Below are 19,057 nucleotides of genomic sequence, written 5' to 3' on the forward strand. Positions count from 1 at the left end.
CGACGCCCCTCACAGGTGACGCATAGGGAACGCGCCGATCGTGGGGGCATGACGACGAGCACGGCGACCCCCGACGAGGTCCTCGCGAGCCCCGGAGAGCGCCGCCGCCCGCCTCGTGCCCTCATCCCGGTGCCCCGCTGGTGGCGGGACGCGACGGGGGCGGCCGGCTGGGCCGTCCTCCTCGGTGTCGTCGCCCTCTGGGTGCAGGACGGCGGGGTCCAGGACCTCGCGACGTGGTCGGGGTTCTTCACCTCGACCGGCCGCCTGACGGGCCTCGTCGCCTCGGCGATGCTCCTGCTGCAGGTCCTCCTCATGGCCCGGGTGCCGTGGGTCGAGCAGGCCTGGGGCCAGGACGAGCTGGCCCGCACGCACCGGCTCGTCGGCTTCACCTCCTTCAACCTCCTGTGGGGGCACATCGCCCTCATCACCCTCGGGTACGCCGCCGCGAGCCCGCTCGGCATCTGGGGCACGACCTGGGACTTCGTCGTGAACTACCCCGGGATGCTGCTGGCCTGGGCCGGCGTGCTCGCGCTCGTCCTGGTCGTCGTCACCTCGGTGCGGCGGGCCCGGCGCCGGCTGCGCTACGAGTCCTGGCACCTCATCCACCTCTACGGCTACCTGGGTGCCGGGCTCGTCCTGCCGCACCAGCTGTGGACCGGGGCCGACTTCCTCGACTCCACGGCGGCCACGGTCTTCTGGTGGGGTCTGTGGGGCACCACCGCGGCGGCCGTCCTCCTCTTCCGCGTCGGCCTCCCGCTGTGGCGCTCGCTCCGCTCGCCGATCCGGGTGCTCGAGGTGCGAGCCGAGGGCCCCGGCGTCACGAGCGTGACGGTCGGCGGTGACGGCGTGCGCCACCTCCCGGTGCGCGCCGGCCAGTTCCTCCAGTGGCGCTTCCTCGACGGGCCCGGATGGACCCGCGCCAACCCGTACTCGGTCTCGGCCGCGCCGGACGGACGGACGCTGCGCTTCACCGCGGCCCACGTCGGTGACGGCTCGGCCCGCCTCGCGGCCCTGCGGCCCGGCACGCGCGTGCTCGTCGAGGGTCCGTACGGTCGGCTGCACGGCGGCGTCCGCGGCCACCGCAAGGTCCTCCTCATGGGCTCCGGCATCGGCATCACCCCGATGCGGGCCCTCCTCGAGGAGCTGCCGCAGCGACCGGGCGACGTGACGGTGGTGCACCGGGTCCGCTCGGAGCAGGAGGCCGTGCTCGCCGACGAGATCCGCTCGCTCGCGGCCGCCCGCGGCGCGCGCTACCTGCTCGTCGAGGGCCACCGCATCCCCGGCCGCGACAGCTGGCTGCCCCGGCAGGCCGCCCACCTCACCGACGACGAGGCGCTGCGCCAGGTGCTGCCCTACATCGCCGAGCACGACGTCTACGTCTGCGGCTCCGACGGCTGGATGGACGCCGTGCGCACCGCGGCCCTGCGCGCCGGCGTGGCCGCCGACGCCGTGCACCTCGAGCGCTTCGCCTACTGACCGCACGACCCGACAAGGACTCTCCGATGCGACGGATCACGACCTGGCTGCTGAGCACGCTCTCTGCGCTGGTCCTCCTCTTCAGCTACCACACGTCGACGAACTCGGGCAGCGCGACCGCCGTCGCCACCGGGTCGGCCGACGCCGCGGCCAACGGCTCGACGGACTCCGGGTCGAGCGGTTCGGCCGACTCCGGGACCGACTCGGGGACCGACTCCGGGTCGGCGGCGACCCCGACGCCCACCCCGTCCGCGGACGCCGGCTCGGGAGGCTCCTCGGGCAGCTCGTCGTCCTCCGGCACCTTCACCGGCGACGCCGTGCAGACCCGCTACGGCCCGGTGCAGGTCGAGATCACGGTGAAGAACGGCAAGATCACGAAGTCGGTCGTCACCCAGGTGCCGTGGAACGACCACAAGGACCAGGAGATCAACTCCTACGCCGTGCCGATCCTCAACGACGAGGCCGTGCAGGCCCAGAGCGCGGGCATCGACATGGTCTCCGGCGCGACCTTCACCTCCGACGCGTACATCCAGTCGCTGCAGTCCGCGATCGACCAGGCCAACCTGTGATCACCGCCGAGATCCCCGTGACGCCCGCTGCGCCGCCCCCGCCCGTGCTGGCCAGGCGCGCTTGGGTCGAGCACGTGATGGGGACGGCCGTCAGCGTCCACGTGCGGGCCGTCGAGCCCACCCGGCCCGACCTCGAGGCGGCGGTGGCCCGCGTCTTCGCCCACCTGCACAAGGTCGACGCGGTGCTCTCGACGTGGCGCGCCGACAGCGACCTCCTGCGCCTGCAGCACCGCGAGACCGAGGACGTCCACGCCTGGGTCGCCGACGTCACCGAGCTGGCCCTCGAGGCGGAGGAGCGCACCGACGGGCTGTTCCGGGCCTGGCGCTCGCGCGCGGGCGGCCGACCCGTCTTCGACCCCACCGGGCTCGTCAAGGGCTGGGCCGTGGCCGGCGCGGCCGCCCACCTCGAGGTGGTGCCCGAGGTCGCCTTCAGCATCGGCGCGGGCGGGGACGTCGTCGTCGGGGCCGGACGCGGACCGACGGCCGCCGCCCCCACGTGGCGGATCGGGCTCGAGGACCTGACCACCCCGGGGCGCGTCGCCGACGTCGTGTCCGTGCGGCGGGGCGCCGTGGCGACCTCGGGTGCGGCCGCTCGCGGCGGGCACGTCGTCGACCCGCGCACCGGCCGCCCGGTCGTCCGCCCCGGGTCGACCACCGTCATCGGACCCGACCTGCTGTGGGCGGACGTCTGGGCCACGGCCGCGTGGGTCGACCCCGAGCGGGTGGCGGCCCTGCTCCCCGAGCGCGACCCGGGGTACCGCCTCGTCGTCCTGTGAGGCCGGACCCACCGGGGTCGGGACGCCGCGTGGCAGGGCCCGATCGGGCCCTGTCGGGCGCCCGTGCGCGCTGCTAGTCTCGACGGGTTCCGCCGAGCTTCAGCAGGGGAACTCGGCACGCACGACCAGAGCGGTGCCATGACTCGACCGCAGGGGACCGGACCCGGGGGCGCGACCCGCCTCGAGCCGGTGGCTGCACCTCGTCCCGTCGACCCCTGCGTGCTCCCCGTGCCGTCTCCCGGTCCGCCACCGAGTCGCGGCGCTCCCTCCTGACCCAGCGGGTGCGTGCCGCGGCGCGTGCCCGTTCGGCCCGAACCGCTCCCCACGTGGGGGTGGGCGGGTCGGTGGATGCCGGGGCGGCGGTGGCCGGCGCGAGAGCGTGGGTCGCCTTCCCTCTGTGCCTCCCGGCGTCCGCGGGCGCCGCCCCACGGTGAGGCCGTAACCCTCCCGTGGGGCGGTCCCGAGGTCCCCCGGTGCGCGGGGTCAGCCGCGACGCAGGGCCTCGACCAGCTCTCCGGGCGTGGTCACCGGGCGATCGCAGACGAAGCCGCGGCAGACGTAGGCCGCGGGGAAGCCGTCGACGAGCGGTCGGTCGGCGAGCAGGGGGATGCCGGGCGCGTCCGGGTCGCCGACCACGTGGACCAGCCCCGGGGACGACGACGCACGCACCGCCTCGAGCAGGCCCAGCGCGTTCGGCCCCGAGCCGACGACGGCCACCTGCAGCGGCCCGGCCGCGGCGGCCTCGGCGACCGCCAGCGCCCAGCCCGCGAAGCGCGGCTCGCTCGCGGCCACCGACCCGCACGCGGCGAGGGCCTGCTCGGCGGCCTCCCGGTGACGCCCCGAGCCGGTGAGCGCCGAGTACGTCAGGAGCGCACCGGCGAGGGCCGAGGCACCGCAGGGCTCGGCGTTGTCGCTGCGGCTCGCGGGGCGTGAGAAGAGCGCCGGCGCGTCGTGGGCGGTGTCGTGCGGGGTGCCGGTGCCGTCGACGAAGCGGTCGAGCGCGCGGTCGAGGAGGTCGCCGGCGGTCACGAGCCACCGGGCATCGCCGGTCGCCTGGTGCAGCGCCAGCAGGCCCTCGGCGAGGTCGGCGTGGTCGTCGAGCACGGCGGGCGCCGACGACACGACGCCCCCGCGCGAGGTCCGGTGCAGCACGCCGTCGACGTCGTGGGTGGCGAGCACGTGGGTGGCCGCGGCCGATGCCGCCGTCACGAGGTCGGGGCGGTCGAGCAGCGCGCCGGCGTCGGCCAGCGCGGCGACGGCGAGCCCGTTCCACGCCGTGACCACCTTGTCGTCGCGCGCCGGCTGCGGGCGCCGGCTCCGGGCCGCGAGGAGGCGATCGCGCACCCCGGACCACCAGGCGGGGTCGTCGGGGTCGGTGCGCAGCTGGAGGGTCGAGGCGCCGTGCTCGAAGGTGGCGTCGGCGGTGACGTCCAGCAGGTCCGCTGCCCGGGCGCCGTCGTCGGCGCCGAGGACGTCGACGAGCTGGGCGGGCGCCCAGGAGTAGGTCAGCCCCTCGTGCGAGTGGCCGTCGACGACCGTGTCTGCGTCGAGGGCGGAGGCGAAGGCCCCCTCGGGCGTGCCGAGGTCGCGGACGAGGAAGTCGGCGGTCTCCTCGGCGACCCGCCGGGCGGTCCGGTCGCCCGTGTCGCGCCACAGGTGGGCGTACACCCGCAGCAGGAGGGCGTTGTCGTAGAGCATCTTCTCGAAGTGCGGGACGACCCAGGCGGCGTCGACCGAGTAGCGCGCGAAGCCGCCCGCGAGCTGGTCGTACATCCCGCCCCGGGCCATCGCGGCGCACGTGCTGCCGACCATCGCCAGGGCGTCGGTCGACCCGGTGCGGGCGTGGTGGCGCAGCAGGAACTCGAGGACCATCGACGGCGGGAACTTCGGGGCGCCGCCGAAGCCGCCCCGCGCGTCGTCGTGGTCGGTGCGCAGCCGGGTGGCGGCGCGGTCGAGGACGTCGACGGGCACGGCCGCCGGCGCCGGGGGGCCGGTGACCTCCCGCAGGCGGGACGCGATGTGGGCCCCCGAGGCCAGCACCTGCTCGCGCTGCTCGCTCCAGACCCGGGAGGCATTGTCCAGCAACCCGATCAGCTGCTGACGGGGTAGGTAGGTGCCGGCGAAGAACGGGTCGCCGTCGGGCGTGAGCAGGCAGGTCATCGGCCAGCCGCCGTGCCCGGTGAGCGCCGTCGTCGCCGCCATGTACACGGCGTCGACATCGGGGCGCTCCTCGCGGTCGACCTTGACGGCGACGTACCCCTCGGCGAGCACGCGCGCGACCTCCTCGTCCTCGAAGGACTCGTGCGCCATGACGTGGCACCAGTGGCAGGCGGCGTACCCGACCGACAGGAAGACCGGCACGTCGCGGCGACGGGCCTCGGCGAACGCCTCGTCGCCCCACTCCCACCAGTCGACGGGGTGGTCGGCGTGCTGGAGCAGGTAGGGGGAGAGGGAGGCCGCGAGCCGGTTCGCCATCGACCCACCGTACGAGAGGCCTGCCCTCGGTCGTGCGGGCAGCATCGCCCATCCGACCAATCCGGCGGGGCGGGTGGCTCCGAACACGCTCTACCCCGTGCGGTCCGATCCCCCCTGCGGCACGACGACGTGCCTGGTCGGACCACCAGGAAGGACAGCTCGATGACGACTGCCCACGACGCCCGCCCCCTGCCGCCCTCGGACGGTGCACCACCGCCCGACCGGGTCGGCGTGCGACGCCGCAGCCTCATCGGCTGGGTCCTCGCCGGAGGAACGCTCGCCGTGGCCGCCGACCTGTCGGTGGGCGCCGAGCCCGCCGCGGCCGCCGTGCCCAGCCCGCCGCAGGTCCCCGAGCTCTACGACCTCGGCGACCTGCAGACCCACTCGGCGCTGCCGACCTCGCAGCTGATCCGCATCGACCTCGACGAGGACGGCGTCGCGCACTTCGCGATCCCGCGGATGGAGGTCGGGCAGGGCATCACGACGGCCGCGGCCATGCTCATCGCCGAGGAGCTGGACCTGCCCCTCGACAAGGTCCGCGTGACGCTCGCCAAGGCCCGGCCGGAGCTGGTGTTCAACCAGCTGACGGGCGGCTCGAACACCATGCAGTCGATGTTCACCCCGATCCGGGTGGCCGCCGCGACGGCGAAGGGCGCGCTGCTGCGGGCCGCCGCGACCGAGCTCGGCGCCCAGGTGTCGGCACTCGTCGCCAAGGCCGGTGTCGTGACCGGCCCGACCGGCACGAGCCTCACCTACGGCCAGCTGGCCACCCTCGCCGCGAGCGCCGAGGACGTCGCGGTCGAGGTGTCGCTCACCCCGCGGAGCGAGTTCTCGGTCATCGGGACGTCGCGCAACCGGGAGGACGCGCTGGCCGCCGTGACCGGGCGCAAGCAGTTCACGATGGACCTCGAGGTCGAGGGCGCGCTGCCGACGATGGTCTGCCGGCCGCCGACGCTCAACGGCTCGCCGCGCTCCGTGCGCAACGAGGCCGCCGTCCGGGGGATGCCCGGCGTCACCGACGTCGCGCTCGTCGGCACGGGTGTTGCCGTGCGCGCCGCGACCTTCGGTCAGTGCATCGACGCCGTCCGGGCGCTCGACGTCGACTGGAAGGGCGGCTCGGTCGAGGGGGAGTCCGACGAGTCGGTCCTCGCGGAGCTCAAGCGGGCCGAGCTGCCGATGGTCGTGCCGAAGGTGCCGATCCTCGCCAGCACCCTCGACCTGCGCGTCGAGTTCATGTTCCGCAGTAGCGCTGCGCTGGAACCGAACTGCGCCATCGCGGACGTCCGCTCGGACCGCGCGACGGTCTGGGCTGGGCTCAAGGCCCCGATCGTCGCCCAGCGTGACATCGCCAAGGCGGTCGGGCTACCGGTCGGGAAGGTCGAGGTCAACGTCGTCACCGGCGGAGGGTCGTTCGGGCACAAGCTGTTCGGTGACGCGGCCACCGAGGCGGCAGTCATCTCGAAGGCGATGGGCAAGCCGGTCAAGCTGATGTGGCACCGCGCCGACGAGCCCCGCCAGGGTCGGGTGCACCCGATGGCCACGTCGCGGGTGCGGGCGACGATGCTCGCCGGTCAGGTGCTCACGTTCGAGCAGCGACACACGAGCGTCGTCACCGACTTCGGCCACGGGCTGGGGGAGCGGCTCACCGCGCTCGTCGCCGAGCTGCCGGCGAACCTCGGCGGTCTCGGTCTCTCGCAGTCGATCTTCACCCTGACCCAGGAGCTGCCCTACAACTTCGGGGTCGTCACCCAGCTGCTCAACGAGGTCGACACCCGGTTCAACACCGGGAGCATGCGCAACATCTACAGCCCGGACGTGGCGTGCGCCAACGAGCTGGCCGTCGACCAGATCGCCAAGCGGCTCGGCAAGGACCCCTACGCGTTCCGGATGTCCTTCCTCAAGAGCGCGAAGGCCAAGCGGTGCCTCGAGGCGGTCGCGAAGGCCGGTGGCTGGGGTCGGTCGCTGCCGCAGGGTGTGACGCAGGGCATCGCCGTGCACACCGAGTACAAGGGCGCGACAGCGGTTCTCGTCGAGCTCGACACCCGGCCCGAGACGGTGAACCGGAAGATCCGCGACGCCGTCACCGGCCCGCGCGTCACGAAGGCGGTCATCGCCGTCGACGCCGGGCTCGTCGTCAACCCGCGCGGCCTCGAGGCCCAGATGATGGGTGGCGTCGCCGACGGCATCGCGCTCGCGCTGACGAGCAGCAACCACCTGGAGGACGGCCACTTCCTCGAGGCGAGCTGGGACAACTACTTCTACACGCGGCAGTGGAACGTCCCGCCGGAGTTCCGGTGCATCGTCATGCCGTCCGACGAGGAGCTGCCCGGCGGCGCCGGCGAGGCGGGGGTGGCGGCCTCGGTCGCCGCCGTGGCCTGCGCCTACGCCCGGGCGACGGGGAAGGTCCCGACCCGCTTCCCGGTCAACCACGGGACGGTCTCGTTCACCCCGAAGTCCTTCGTCCCGCCCGTCCCGGAGTCCCCGGTCGACGGCCTGTCGTACGTCTCCTGAGGAGCCAGCCATGCCCCAGCACACCTTCACCGTCAACGGCGAACGGGTCACGGTCGACGTGGCTGACGACGTCCGCCTCCTCTGGGTCCTGCGCGACGTCCTGAAGATCACCGGCCCGAAGTACGGGTGCGGGATCAACGTCTGCAAGGCCTGCACCTCCCACGTCAACGGCAAGGCCTTCAACCCGTGCTCGGTCCCCGTGTCCGACCTCGGCCCCGACGACGAGGTGACGACCATCGAGGGCCTGCCCGACACGGTCGACGCCGAGCTGCACCCGATGCAGGAGGCCTGGCTCGAGCGCGACGTCGCCCAGTGCGGCTACTGCCAGCCCGGCCAGATCATGGCGGCCGTCGCGCTCGTGAAGAAGGTTCGCGCCGAGGGCCGTTCGATCACGGACGCGGACCTCGACGGCATCCGGAACATCTGCCGCTGCGGCACCTACACCCGCATCCGGGAGGCCATCAGGGAGGGGGCCTCCCGGATGTGACCGACGCCGCGGGCCGTGTCGTCACTGGGAGGGCGGCGCGGCCCGCGGTCACTCGGCGAGGGCCTTGTGGAGCGCGATGCAGGCGGTCATCGACTCCTCGCCCTCGAGGCTCGACCAGCTCGTCTCGACACCGGCCCGCAGGAGGGTCCACGCGCGCGCCTCGTCCTCGTCGACGCCGGCCGCCCCGGCCACGAGCGAGAGCCGGTTGCGCACCGACCAGCGCAGCGCCGCACCGGACCCCAGCTCGTCGAACCGGTTGCGCAGCACCGGCCAGAGGTCGAAACCGGGGTGGCCCGCGACCGGCTTGGGGTCGATGGCCGTCCACTCGCCCGACGGTGACCGCAGGACGTTCTCGTAGTGCAGGTCGGTGTGCAGGAGCAGTTCCGGGACCTCGCCGCCCAGCAGGTCGCGGGCCAGGCCGAGGGTGCGGGTGACGACCCGTCGGGGGACGGCCGGCCGGCGCTCCATCCGCTCGAGGTGCGGGCCGAGGTACTCCGCGATCCGGGGGACCGGCGGCGGCGCGGGCACCTGCAGCCGCCGGAGCAGCCCGCCGACCACCTCGCACGCCTCGTCGGCCCACACGCCGGTGAGGTCGGCGTCGGCGTCGAGCCGCTCGAGGAGGAGCAGCCCGTCCGACGGCAGGGCCGCGACGAGCCGCACGGCCCCCGATCCGCCCCACGTCCGCAGGGCCAGCGCCTCGTGCTCGCCCTCGGGGTGCGGCCAGGCGACCTTGAGGGCCAGCGCCCGCGCACCCCGGCGCACGGGCACGACGACGGCCGTCCAGCCGGTGCGCGGCGGCCCGTCGACGACCAGGTCCCAGCGGGCGAGGCCCTCGTCGAGGAGGCGCGGCACGGTGGCCACCCAGTCGGCTCCCGAGGGTCCGCCGTCGGGCGGGTACCTCGAGACCCGGGAGACCCAGACGGGCGGGAGGACGACGTCGCTCACGTGAGCCCGGGGAACGGTGCGAGCGGCGCGCCCCAGCGGTGCGCCTCGACCTCGACGACCCCGAGCCAGCAGGTGCCCGCGACGAGCCCGGTGACCGGGTCGGCCGCGACGAGCCCGGCCAGGCCGCCGCCGAGCGTGGCACGCAGCGAGGTGAGCGACTCGAGGAAGAGGCGGTCGACGTCGGCGGCGGTGCGCACCGGGAAGGGCAGCGGATGGCCGAGCGCGACCTGGGGAGGGTCCTCGCCGGAGCGCAGGTCGGCCCGCAGGTCGCGCAGGGCGGCGAGCGTGGCCTCGGCCCGTCGACGACGGGCCCCGGTGGAGCGGGCCGTGCCGACCTCGGCGAGGTAGGTCGCGGTGTCGGCGGCCGCGACGAGGGCATCGGTGCCGGCGCCGTCCGGCGGACCCGCCGCGACCGGGCGGGCGGGGGCCGACCCCGTCAGGAGGCGGGCGGCCGCCCAGCGCTGGGCGTGCAGCGCGGCGAGAGGGGCCAGGAGGTCGGCGTCCACGGCCGAGAAGCGTGATGCCCCGGCGGCCGCCTCGGCCTCGGCCGCCCCGAGGGAGGAGGCCGGGGGCACGGTCGGCCCGGGGGTGGGCGCCGTCGTCGGGGTGGCAGTGCCGGTGGGGGTCGCCGAGCCGGTGGGGCTCGCCGTGGCGTCGAGGTCGGCGGCCGGGACCCGCCGCGCGACGAGGGTGGTCCGCAGCACCGTGTGCTGGCGCCGGTGCAGCGTCGCGAGGTCGCGCCCGAGCGGGGTGGCGAGGGCCTCCGCGAGCCCGGCGAGGTGCAGGCAGTCACGGGTCAGGGCGACGAGCGCCGCCTCGCCGGCGAGGGGCGGGCGGGTGGGCACGAGGGGCACGCGCGGGGCGTCGTCCTCGAGCCGGATGCCACAGCCGGAGACCGGGGCGAGGAGCACCGCCCCCACCCCGGCCAGGAGGAGGCGCCGCCCGGGACGCCGGGCGTCGAGGTCCGGCACGGGCGCCATCCTCCCACGGTGCGGTCGGCCCTCCGCGGGGCCTAGAGTGGGTCGCCCGGCACGCGCCGGGACGAGAACTGCACAGGGAGAGAGGAGACACCGGTCATGGCCACCGCCGACACCCTCCGACCCGTCCTCGAGCAGGGTCTCGACGGCAGCGGGCTGGTCCTCGACGACGTCACGGTGTCACCGGCCGGCAAGCGTCGCGTCGTGCGCGTCCTGCTCGACCGCGACCTCGGCGACGTCGACGCGGTCACCGAGCCCACCGAGCCCCTCTCCCTCGACGAGGTCGCCGCCGCCACCCGCGCGGTCGGCGACGCGCTCGACGCCTCCGACGTGCTCGGCGAGCAGCCCTACACCCTCGAGGTCTCCTCGCCGGGTGTCGGCCGCCCACTCACCCTGGCCCGCCACTTCCAGCGCAACGTCGGCCGCCTCCTCGAGGTGCGCACCGCCGCCGGCGAGAGCACCGGACGCCTCGTCGCCGCCGACCGCACCGCGCTGACCCTCGAGGTCCCCGCGACGAAGAAGACCCCCGCCCGCACCGAGACCGTGCCCTACGCCGACGTCGACCGCGCCACCGTGCAGGTCGAGTTCGCCCGGCACGACGACCCCCCCAAGGAGAGCTGACCCCCGTGGACATCGACCTCGCCGCCCTGCGCGCGCTGGAGCGGGAGCGTGGCATCTCCCTCGACGTCATCGTCCCGGCGATCGAGCAGGCCCTGCTCCTGGCCTACCAGCGCACCGACGGCCACTACCGCTCGGCGCGCGCCGAGCTCGACCGCGCCTCGGGTCACGTCGTCATCTGGGCCCGTGAGGAGACCGAGGTGCCGGCGCCCGAGGGCGAGGTGGACGAGGACGGCGAGCCGGCCCGCCCCCGCCGCGAGCTCGGCCCCGAGTTCGACGACACCCCCACCGGCTTCGGGCGCGTCGCCGCCGCCACCGCGCGCCAGGTCATCGTCCAGCGGATGCGCGACATCGAGGACGACGCGATCCTCGGCGACTTCAAGGGCCGCGAGGGCGACATCGTCGCCGGCATCGTCCAGCAGAGCGCCAACGCCGGGCACGTGCTCGTCGACTTCGGCACCGTCGAGGGCATCCTCCCGGCCGCCGAGCAGGTGCCGGGGGAGAGCTACCAGCACGGCCAGCGGCTGCGCACGTTCGTCGTCTCGGTCAAGCGCGGCCTGCGCGGCCCGCAGATCAGCCTGTCGCGCACCCACCCGAACCTCGTGAAGAAGCTCTTCGCCCTCGAGGTCCCCGAGGTCGCCGACGGCAGCGTCGAGATCGCCGCGCTGGCCCGCGAGGCCGGCCACCGCACGAAGATCGCGGTGCACTCGACCGTGCCGGGGCTCAACGCCAAGGGCGCCTGCATCGGGCCGATGGGCTCGCGCGTGCGGGCGGTCATGGCCGAGCTGCAGGGCGAGAAGATCGACATCGTCGACTGGAGCAAGGACCCCCAGGAGTTCATCGCGGCCGCGCTGTCGCCGGCGCGCGTGACGGCAGTCCACGTCGTCGACCCGACGCTGCGCGCCGCGCGGGTCGTCGTCCCCGACTACCAGCTCTCCCTGGCCATCGGCCGGGAGGGCCAGAACGCCCGGCTGGCCGCGAAGCTGACCGGCTGGCGCATCGACATCCGGGCCGACACCGAGGTCGCCGCGGCCCCCGCCGCGGGTCCCGGCGACACGCCCGAGCCCGCTTAGGCGGTAGACTGGTGCGGACCGACCGGACTGGACTCCGGCCAGCGGGCCCGGTGCGCACGTGCATCGGGTGTCGTGGGGCGGATAGCCGGTCGGCACTCCTGCGAGTGGTTCTCGGGCAGGGGGAGCGCGGCCTGGCCGTCGTCCCCGACCCCGGGCGCCGTCGCCCGGGGCGCGGCGCCTGGTTGCACCCGAGCGTCTCGTGTCTCGACCTCGCCGTCCGCCGCAAGGCGTTCGGCCGCGCGCTGCGAGCCAGCACCGGCCCGGACGTCACCGCGGTGGCCCGGTGGGTCACGGACCTCACGCAGGATCGACCGAATGACGAGCACGAAGACCGGAAGCGGGTTTAACGCGATGAGCACCCGATGAGTCCTCAGCGATGAGCACCCCCCAGTAACGACGGTCCGCGCCACCCCGGCACGGACCTGGACAGGAGAAATGTGTCTAAAGTCCGTGTGAGCGCACTCGCGAAGGATCGCGGGGAGACCAGCAAGGTCGTCCTCGAGCGCCTGAACGCGATGGGTGAGTACGTCAAGAGCGCCAGCTCGACGATCGAGGCACCGGTCGTCCGGCGCTACAACGAGAAGTTCCCCGCCGAGCAGGCCGCCCCGGCCAAGAAGGCCGCGCCGGCCAAGAAGGCTGCTCCGGCGGCCCCTGCCGCGCCGGCTCCGGCCGCCCCCGCCGCCGAGGCCCCCGCCCCGGCAGCCCCCGCTGCCCCGGCCGCTGCCGCTCCGGCGGCGCCGTCCGCTCCGGCTCCGGCTGCTCCCGCCGCCCCGGCCGCTGCCGCTCCGGCGGCGCCGTCCGCGCCGGCCCCGGCTGCCCCCGCCCCGGCGGCACCGGCGCCGTCCGCCCCGGCCCCGCAGGCTCCGGCCGCCGAGGCCGCCCCGGCCCCGGCCGCCCGTGAGGGTGGCGCCACGCCGGGTGGTCCCCGTCCGGCCCCGCGCCCCGCGGGTCCGCGCCCGGGCAACAACCCGTACGCCCCGAGCCAGGGGATGGGCCGCTCGCGCGAGTCCGCCCCGCGCCCGGGCAACAACCCCTTTGCCCCGAGCCAGGGCATGCCGCGTCCGCAGAGCCGTCCGGGCGGTCCTCGCCCGGCCGGTGGTCCCGGTGCCGGTGGTCCGGCCGGGCCGCGTCCGGGTGGGGCCCGTCCCAGCCCGGGCATGATGCCCGACCGCAGCGCGGTCGCCCGTCCGGGCGAGCGCCCGGCGCGCGGCGGCGGTCGCCCCGGCGCCGGCGGTGCCGGTCGCCCCGGTGGCGGAGGTCCCGGTGGTGGCGGCTTCGCCGGTCGTCCCGGCGGTCCCGGTGGGCGCGGCGGCTACGGCCGCGGCGGCACCGCGGGTGCCTTCGGTCGCGGTGGGGGTCGTCCCGGCCGCGCCCGCAAGTCCAAGCGCGCCAAGCGCCTCGAGTTCGAGGAGATGCAGGCTCCGTCGATCGGCGGCGTCAGCGTCCCCCGCGGCGACGGCACGACCATCGTGCAGATCCGCCAGGGCGCGAGCCTCAGCGACTTCGCCGACAAGATCAACGCCAACCCGGCCTCGCTCGTCACCGTGCTCTTCCACCTCGGTGAGATGGCCACGGCGACGCAGAGCCTCGACGAGGACACCTTCAAGGTCCTCGGCACCGAGCTCGGCTACGACATCCGGATGGTCTCGCCGGAGGAGGAGGAGCGCGAGCTCTACGACTCCTTCGACATCGACCTCGAGATCGGTGTCGACTCCGAGGAGGAGGACGACCTCGCGGCCCGCCCGCCGGTCGTCACCGTCGTCGGCCACGTCGACCACGGTAAGACCCGCCTCCTCGACGCCATCCGCAACGAGGACGTCGTGGGCGGCGAGGCCGGCGGCATCACGCAGCACATCGGTGCCTACCAGGTCCACCGCGAGCACGAGGGCATCGACCGTCCGATCACCTTCATCGACACCCCGGGTCACGAGGCGTTCACCGCCATGCGTGCTCGTGGTGCGAAGGTCACGGACATCGCGATCCTCGTCGTGGCGGCCGACGACGGCGTCATGCCGCAGACCATCGAGGCGCTCAACCACATGCAGGCGGCCGACGTCCCGATCGTCGTCGCGGTCAACAAGATCGACGTCGAGGGCGCCAACCCGAGCAAGATCCGCCAGCAGCTCACCGAGTACAACCTCGTCGCCGAGGAGTACGGCGGCGAGACGATGTTCGTCGACGTCTCCGCGAAGCAGGGGCAGAACATCGACGCGCTGCTCGAGGCCGTCCTCCTGACCGCCGACGCGGCGCTCGACCTGCGGGCCAACCCCGACCGTGACGCCCGTGGTGTCGCGATCGAGGCCAACCTCGACAAGGGCCGCGGCGCCACGGCGACCGTGCTCATCCAGTCGGGCACGCTGCACGTCGGTGACGCGATCGTCGCGGGCTCGGCCCACGGCCGCGTCCGGGCGATGCTCGACGAGCACGGGAAGAACGTCGACGAGGCCACCCCGTCGCGTCCGGTCCAGGTGCTCGGGCTCTCCTCGGTCCCGCGGGCCGGCGACACCTTCGTCGTCGCCCCCGACGACCGCACCGCACGCCAGATCGCCGAGAAGCGCGAGGCGGCCGACCGTCAGGCGAGCCTGGCCAAGGCCCGCAAGCGCATCTCGCTCGAGGACCTCAACGAGGCCCTCGCGGCGGGCAAGGTCGACACCCTCAACCTCATCCTCAAGGGCGATGTGTCGGGTTCGGTCGAGGCGCTCGAGGACGCCCTGTTGCAGATCGACGTCGGCGACGAGGTCGACCTGCGGATCATCGACCGCGGGGTCGGCGCCATCACGCTGAACAACATCAACCTCGCGATGGCCTCCGACGCGATCATCATCGGCTTCAACGTCCGCGCCGAGGGCCAGAACGCCGAGGTCGCCGAGCGCGAGGGCGTCGAGATCCGGTACTACTCGGTCATCTACCAGGCGATCGACGAGATCGAGCAGGCCCTCAAGGGCATGCTCAAGCCGGAGTTCGAGGAGGTCGAGCTCGGCTCGGCGGAGATCCGCGAGATCTTCCGCTCGAGCAAGTTCGGCAACATCGCCGGCTCGATCGTCCGCAGCGGCGAGATCAAGCGCGGCACCAAGGCACGCATCACGCGCCAGGGTGTCGTCGTCGCCGAGAACGTCGACATCGCCGGCCTGCGCCGGTTCAAGGACGACGTCACCGAGGTCCGCGAGGGCTTCGAGTGCGGTATCAACCTCGGGTCCTACAACGACCTCCAGCTCGAGGACCTCATCACCACCTACGAGATGCGGGAGAAGCCGCGCGCCTGAACGGAGTGAAGGCGCGCGGGGTCGAGCGCAGCTCGTCCCTCGAGATGCGGGGTCGAGCGCAGCTCGTCCCTCGAGATGCGGCGGGTCCCACGCTCTGCGTGGGCGAAGCCGCGCGCCTGATGCGCAGCTCCTGACGAACGACGAGAACATGCCGCGCACCCCTCGGGGTGCGCGGCATGTTCTCGTCTCTCGACCGGGAGCCGGACCGGGGGTGGCCGGGTGAGTGCACGGCGCGGACCGCCGGTGACCTAGGGTTGGACGGCCCCACCGCCGTGGGGACGCGCCCGCCGAGCAGAGGAGGAGCCGTGGCCGACGAAGCCCGTGCCCGCAAGGTCGCCGACCGGATCAAGACGGTGACCGCCGAGAACCTCGAGTCGATCGTCAAGGACCCCGACCTCGGGTTCGTCACGGTCACCGACGTCCGCGTCACCGGCGACCTCCAGCACGCCTCGCTCTTCTACACGGTCTTCGGCGACGAGGACCAGCGCGCCACGACCGCCCGCCTCCTCGAGCAGAACAAGGGCCGGCTGCGCTCGCTCGTCGGCAAGCAGCTCGGCATCCGGCTCACCCCCAGCATCGAGTGGATCGCCGACGCCATTCCCGAGACCGCGGCCCACCTCGAGGACCTGCTCAAGGAGGCCCGCGAGCGCGACGCCGCCGTGGCCGCCGCCGCGGCCGAGGCCCGCTACGCCGGGGAGGCCGACCCGTACCGCAAGGAGCGCGACGAGGACGCCGACGCCGACGAGCCCGACGGCACCGAGACCGAGGACGCCGTCCCCGCCGAGGACGCCCCGGGTGCCGACCAGCGCTGAGCCGGGCGCGCCCACGGAGGACGGCCTGCTCGTCGTCGACAAGCCCGCGGGGTGGACCAGCCACGACGTCGTGGCCCGGGCCCGGCGGCTCTGCGCCACCCGCAAGGTCGGCCACGCCGGCACCCTCGACCCGATGGCCACCGGCGTCCTCGTGCTCGGGGTGGGCCGGGCCACGAAGCTGCTGACCTTCCTCGTCGGCGCCGAGAAGGACTACACGGCCACCGTCCGCATCGGGCAGGGCACGCTCACCGACGACGCCGAGGGCGAGGTGACGAGCGCCCCGGGTGCGGCCGGCCTCGACCGCGCCGACGTCGAGGGCGCCGTCGCCGGCCTCACCGGCGAGATCCAGCAGGTGCCGAGCGCGGTCAGCGCCATCAAGGTCAAGGGCGAGCGGGCCTACCACCGGGTCCGCGCCGGTGAGGACGTGCAGCTGCCCGCGCGCCCGGTCACCGTCTCCCGGTTCGTGGTCGGCGACCTGCGGGGGCCGACGCCGACGGCACCCCCGTCCTCGACGTCGACATCGAGGTCACCGTCTCGTCGGGCACCTACGTGAGAGCCCTGGCCCGCGACCTCGGCGCGGCGCTCGGCAGCGCCGCCCACCTCACGGCCCTGCGCCGCACGAGGGTCGGCGGCTTCACGCTCGACACCGCGCACGCGCTCGCCGACCTCGAGGCGCGGCAGGGCGAGCCGATGCCCACGCTCGCACTGGCCGACGCCGCCCGGGCCGGCTTCCCCGCACGCACGCTCAGCGCCGACGAGGCCCGCGCGCTGGGCTACGGGCAGCGCATCCCGTCGGCCTCTCCGGGCCGCACCGGACCCGTCGCGGCCTTCGCCCCCGACGGCTCGCTCGTGGCGGTCCTCGACGAGACCCGCGACCACGCGCGGTCCCTCGTCGTGTTCGCCCCCGCGAGTTCGTAGAGTGGTCCCCGTGCACCGATGGTCCGACCCCGCCCGAACGCCCGAGGCCCTGCGCCCCTGCGTCCTCACACTCGGCAACTTCGACGGCGTCCACCGCGGTCACATGGCGGTGCTCGCCGCCCTCGTCGAGGCCGGCGCGCGGCTGGGCCTCCCGGCGGTCGCCATCACCTTCGACCCGCACCCGGTCGCCGTGCTGCACCCCGACCGCGCCCCCGAGCTCATCGCCCCCGCACGGGTGCGTGACGAGCTGATCGCCGAGACCGGGGTCGACGGCCTGCTCGTCCTCGACTTCACCACCGAGTTCGCCCAGCAGACGCCCGAGGACTTCGTCCGCTCGGTGTTCGTCCGCGGCCTCGACGCCCGCTGCGTCGTCGTCGGGATGGACACCCGGTTCGGCTACCGCAACTCCGGCGACGTCGGCACCCTGGTCGACCTCGGCGAGCAGTTCGGGTTCGAGGTCATCGCGCTCGACGACGTCGGCGACGGCGAGCGCTACAGCTCCACCGTGGTCCGCCGCGAGCTGCGCGCCGGCGAGGTCGCCGAGGCCGCTCGCATCCTCGGCCGGCCGCACCGGGTCGTCGGCACCGTCGTGCACGGCAACCACCGCGGCCGGGGCCTCGGGTACCCCACGGCCAACCTCGCCGCCGACTCGATGGGCCTGGTCCCCGCCGAGGGCGTCTACGCCGGCTGGCTGACCCGCCTCGACGTCGCCGAGGGCGAGCCCGACCGCACGATGCCCGCCGCCGTCAGCGTCGGCACCAACCCGACCTTCGACACCGAGGACCGCCGCACCGTCGAGGCCTACGTGCTCGACCGCGACGACCTCGACCTCTACGACGAGACCGTGATGGTCGAGTTCGTCGACCACATCCGGCCGACGCTGCGCTTCGAGGGCGTCGAGCAGCTCAAGGAGGCGATGGCGGGGGACGTCGCGCGCTGCCGAGAGCTGCTCGCCAAGATCGTCCCCGCCTGACCCGGCCGTGGCCGCCCGTCCGAGCGGCTGGACCCGCCACGACCTCGGGCTCTACGTCGCCGCGGCGGGGGCCTCGGTCGTCGGCGCCCTGCTCGTGTGGTCCGCGACGGCCCGCACCACCGGGTCGGCCTACCTCGTGCGCCACCTGCTCACGGCCGGCCTGGGCCTGGCCGTCGCCGTGCTCGTCTCCCGGGCCGGGCGGGGGAGGGTGCGGGCGGCCGCCCCGTGGGCGTGGGCCGCGGCCGTCCTCCTCCTGCTGCTCGTCCCGACGCCGCTCGGCACGACCGTCAACGGGTCGCGCTCGTGGATCCCGCTCGTCGCGGGGTTCACCCTCCAGCCTGCCGAGCTGGCCAAGGCCGACGTCACCCTCGCCCTCGCGGCGCTGCTCGCCGGCCGGCTCGACCGGGGGAGCGACCCCGGAGGCCGGGAGGTCCTGCTCGCCGGCGTGGTCCTCGGAGTGCCGACCCTCCTCGTCCTGCTCCAGCCCGACCTCGGCACCGCACTGGTGCTCGCGGCGCTCGGCGCGGTCGTCGTGGTCGTCGGCGGGGTGCCGCGGCGCTGGGTGGCCGCCGGCGCCGCCCTCCTCGTCGCCGGGGTGGTCCTCGCGCTGACCACCCCGTTGCTCAGCGGCTACCAACGGGCCCGACTCACCTCCTTCGCCGACCCCACGGCCGACCCGCAGGGCGCCGGCTACCAGGTGCGCCAGGTGCGGTTGGCCATCGGCGGGGGCGGGCTGTGGGGGCAGGGGTTCATGGACGGCACGCGCACGCAGGGCGGGTTCGTCCCCTTCCAGCTCAACGACTTCGTCTTCTCGGTCGCCGGCGAGGAGCTCGGGTTCGTCGGGGCGGCCGGGCTGGTGCTGCTCCTCGGGGTGGTCGTCGTGCGCGCGCTCGTCGTCGCCGCCCGGGCCGAGGACGCCTTCGGCCGGCTCGTCGGGGTCGGGGTGGCCACCTGGCTGGCCGTCCAGGTGGTGCAGAACGTGGGGATGAACCTCGGCCTGCTGCCGGTCACCGGCCTGCCGCTGCCGTTCGTGTCCTACGGCGGCTCCTCGATGCTCGCCTCGTGGCTGGCGATCGGGCTCGTCGACGCCGCCCGGGCCGGACCGGTGCCACGGTGACCGAAAAGTGACCCGCCGGTATCCGGATCCGTTCCCTCGCGGCGCGGCGTGTGACAGGATTCGCGGA

The 19,057-nt window shown here is 74.7% G+C and carries 15 protein-coding genes and 1 pseudogene; 13 read left to right on the forward strand and 3 right to left on the reverse strand.

Annotated elements, in window-relative coordinates; translation table 11 throughout:
- The first annotated feature begins 48 nt into the window (after positions 1-48).
- Genes G7075_RS03870 through G7075_RS03880 form a run of 3 tightly spaced genes read left to right on the forward strand, consistent with a single transcriptional unit; the run spans position 49 to position 2,821 of the window.
- Positions 49-1,476 carry a ferric reductase-like transmembrane domain-containing protein gene (locus tag G7075_RS03870; RefSeq protein WP_166119032.1) on the forward strand — a complete coding sequence of 476 codons (1,428 nt, stop codon included), beginning with the start codon at positions 49-51 and terminating at the stop codon, positions 1,474-1,476.
- A 26-nt stretch (positions 1,477-1,502) separates the two neighbouring features.
- Positions 1,503-2,045, forward strand: a complete 543-nt coding sequence (locus G7075_RS03875) for an FMN-binding protein (RefSeq protein ID WP_166119035.1) — start codon at positions 1,503-1,505, stop codon at positions 2,043-2,045.
- Entirely contained in the window at positions 2,042-2,821 is a 780-nt protein-coding gene (locus G7075_RS03880; RefSeq protein ID WP_240917871.1) for an FAD:protein FMN transferase, read from the forward strand. Before G7075_RS03875 ends, G7075_RS03880 begins: the two co-directional genes overlap by 4 nt.
- Before the next feature lie 483 nt (positions 2,822-3,304).
- Here G7075_RS03880 and G7075_RS03885 read toward each other — a convergent pair whose 3' ends face one another.
- The gene (locus G7075_RS03885) at positions 3,305-5,296 is read right to left on the reverse strand and encodes a thioredoxin domain-containing protein (RefSeq protein ID WP_166119037.1); all 1,992 of its coding nucleotides are present in this window, start codon (positions 5,294-5,296) and stop codon (positions 3,305-3,307) included.
- Positions 5,297-5,458: 162 nt separating this feature from the next.
- Here G7075_RS03885 and G7075_RS03890 point away from each other — a divergent pair, with 162 nt between their 5' ends.
- A complete protein-coding gene (locus G7075_RS03890; protein WP_166119039.1) occupies positions 5,459-7,807 on the forward strand; it encodes a molybdopterin cofactor-binding domain-containing protein in 2,349 nt (782 codons plus the stop codon).
- A gap of 10 nt (positions 7,808-7,817) precedes the next feature.
- Entirely contained in the window at positions 7,818-8,294 is a 477-nt protein-coding gene (locus G7075_RS03895; protein WP_166119041.1) for a (2Fe-2S)-binding protein, read from the forward strand.
- 48 nt (positions 8,295-8,342) lie between these two features.
- Here the strand turns inward: G7075_RS03895 and G7075_RS03900 are convergent, their stop codons facing one another.
- A complete protein-coding gene (locus tag G7075_RS03900) occupies positions 8,343-9,239 on the reverse strand; it encodes an aminoglycoside phosphotransferase family protein (RefSeq protein WP_166119044.1) in 897 nt (298 codons plus the stop codon).
- On the reverse strand, positions 9,236-10,219 hold the full coding sequence (locus G7075_RS03905) for a hypothetical protein (RefSeq protein WP_166119047.1): 984 nt from the start codon (positions 10,217-10,219) through the stop codon (positions 9,236-9,238). The genes G7075_RS03900 and G7075_RS03905 overlap by 4 nt, the downstream gene beginning before the upstream one ends.
- Positions 10,220-10,315: 96 nt before the next feature.
- Between G7075_RS03905 and rimP the strand changes: the two genes are divergently transcribed.
- From rimP to G7075_RS03945, 8 genes and pseudogenes are all read left to right on the forward strand, one after another.
- Positions 10,316-10,837 carry a ribosome maturation factor RimP gene (gene rimP, locus G7075_RS03910; protein ID WP_166119049.1) on the forward strand — a complete coding sequence of 174 codons (522 nt, stop codon included), beginning with the start codon at positions 10,316-10,318 and terminating at the stop codon, positions 10,835-10,837.
- A 5-nt stretch (positions 10,838-10,842) separates the two neighbouring features.
- Complete coding sequence (nusA, locus tag G7075_RS03915) at positions 10,843-11,907, forward strand: transcription termination factor NusA (RefSeq protein WP_166119051.1); 1,065 nt, start codon at positions 10,843-10,845, stop codon at positions 11,905-11,907.
- A gap of 50 nt (positions 11,908-11,957) precedes the next feature.
- A complete protein-coding gene (locus tag G7075_RS03920) occupies positions 11,958-12,254 on the forward strand; it encodes a YlxR family protein (RefSeq protein ID WP_305849804.1) in 297 nt (98 codons plus the stop codon).
- A 90-nt stretch (positions 12,255-12,344) separates the two neighbouring features.
- Positions 12,345-15,170: a translation initiation factor IF-2 gene (gene infB, locus G7075_RS03925; protein WP_166119053.1), complete on the forward strand. Its 2,826-nt coding sequence runs from the start codon at positions 12,345-12,347 to the stop codon at positions 15,168-15,170.
- Positions 15,171-15,475: 305 nt separating this feature from the next.
- Complete coding sequence (gene rbfA, locus G7075_RS03930; RefSeq protein WP_166119056.1) at positions 15,476-15,982, forward strand: 30S ribosome-binding factor RbfA; 507 nt, start codon at positions 15,476-15,478, stop codon at positions 15,980-15,982.
- Positions 15,966-16,900, forward strand: a pseudogene (truB, locus tag G7075_RS03935) (tRNA pseudouridine(55) synthase TruB). Before rbfA ends, truB begins: the two are co-directional and overlap by 17 nt.
- Positions 16,901-16,910: 10 nt before the next feature.
- Positions 16,911-17,873, forward strand: a complete 963-nt coding sequence (locus G7075_RS03940; RefSeq protein WP_166119059.1) for a bifunctional riboflavin kinase/FAD synthetase — start codon at positions 16,911-16,913, stop codon at positions 17,871-17,873.
- A gap of 7 nt (positions 17,874-17,880) precedes the next feature.
- The gene (locus G7075_RS03945) at positions 17,881-18,990 is read left to right on the forward strand and encodes an FtsW/RodA/SpoVE family cell cycle protein (protein ID WP_166119061.1); all 1,110 of its coding nucleotides are present in this window, start codon (positions 17,881-17,883) and stop codon (positions 18,988-18,990) included.
- Positions 18,991-19,057 lie beyond the last annotated feature (67 nt).

It is taken from the genome of Phycicoccus sp. HDW14 (assembly GCF_011383005.1).
Classification (GTDB): domain Bacteria; phylum Actinomycetota; class Actinomycetes; order Actinomycetales; family Dermatophilaceae; genus Phycicoccus.

What these genes read in the sequence shown, in the direction of transcription:
- G7075_RS03875 (WP_166119035.1), top strand. Translation starts at nt 1,503, where the DNA reads ATGCGACGGATCACGACCTGGCTGCTGAGCACGCTCTCTGCGCTGGTC.
- G7075_RS03870 (WP_166119032.1), top strand. Translation starts at nt 49, where the DNA reads ATGACGACGAGCACGGCGACCCCCGACGAGGTCCTCGCGAGCCCCGGA.
- G7075_RS03895 (WP_166119041.1), top strand. Translation starts at nt 7,818, where the DNA reads ATGCCCCAGCACACCTTCACCGTCAACGGCGAACGGGTCACGGTCGAC.
- G7075_RS03890 (WP_166119039.1), top strand. Translation starts at nt 5,459, where the DNA reads ATGACGACTGCCCACGACGCCCGCCCCCTGCCGCCCTCGGACGGTGCA.
- G7075_RS03885 (WP_166119037.1), bottom strand. Translation starts at nt 5,296, where the DNA reads ATGGCGAACCGGCTCGCGGCCTCCCTCTCCCCCTACCTGCTCCAGCAC.
- rimP (WP_166119049.1), top strand. Translation starts at nt 10,316, where the DNA reads ATGGCCACCGCCGACACCCTCCGACCCGTCCTCGAGCAGGGTCTCGAC.
- G7075_RS03905 (WP_166119047.1), bottom strand. Translation starts at nt 10,219, where the DNA reads ATGGCGCCCGTGCCGGACCTCGACGCCCGGCGTCCCGGGCGGCGCCTC.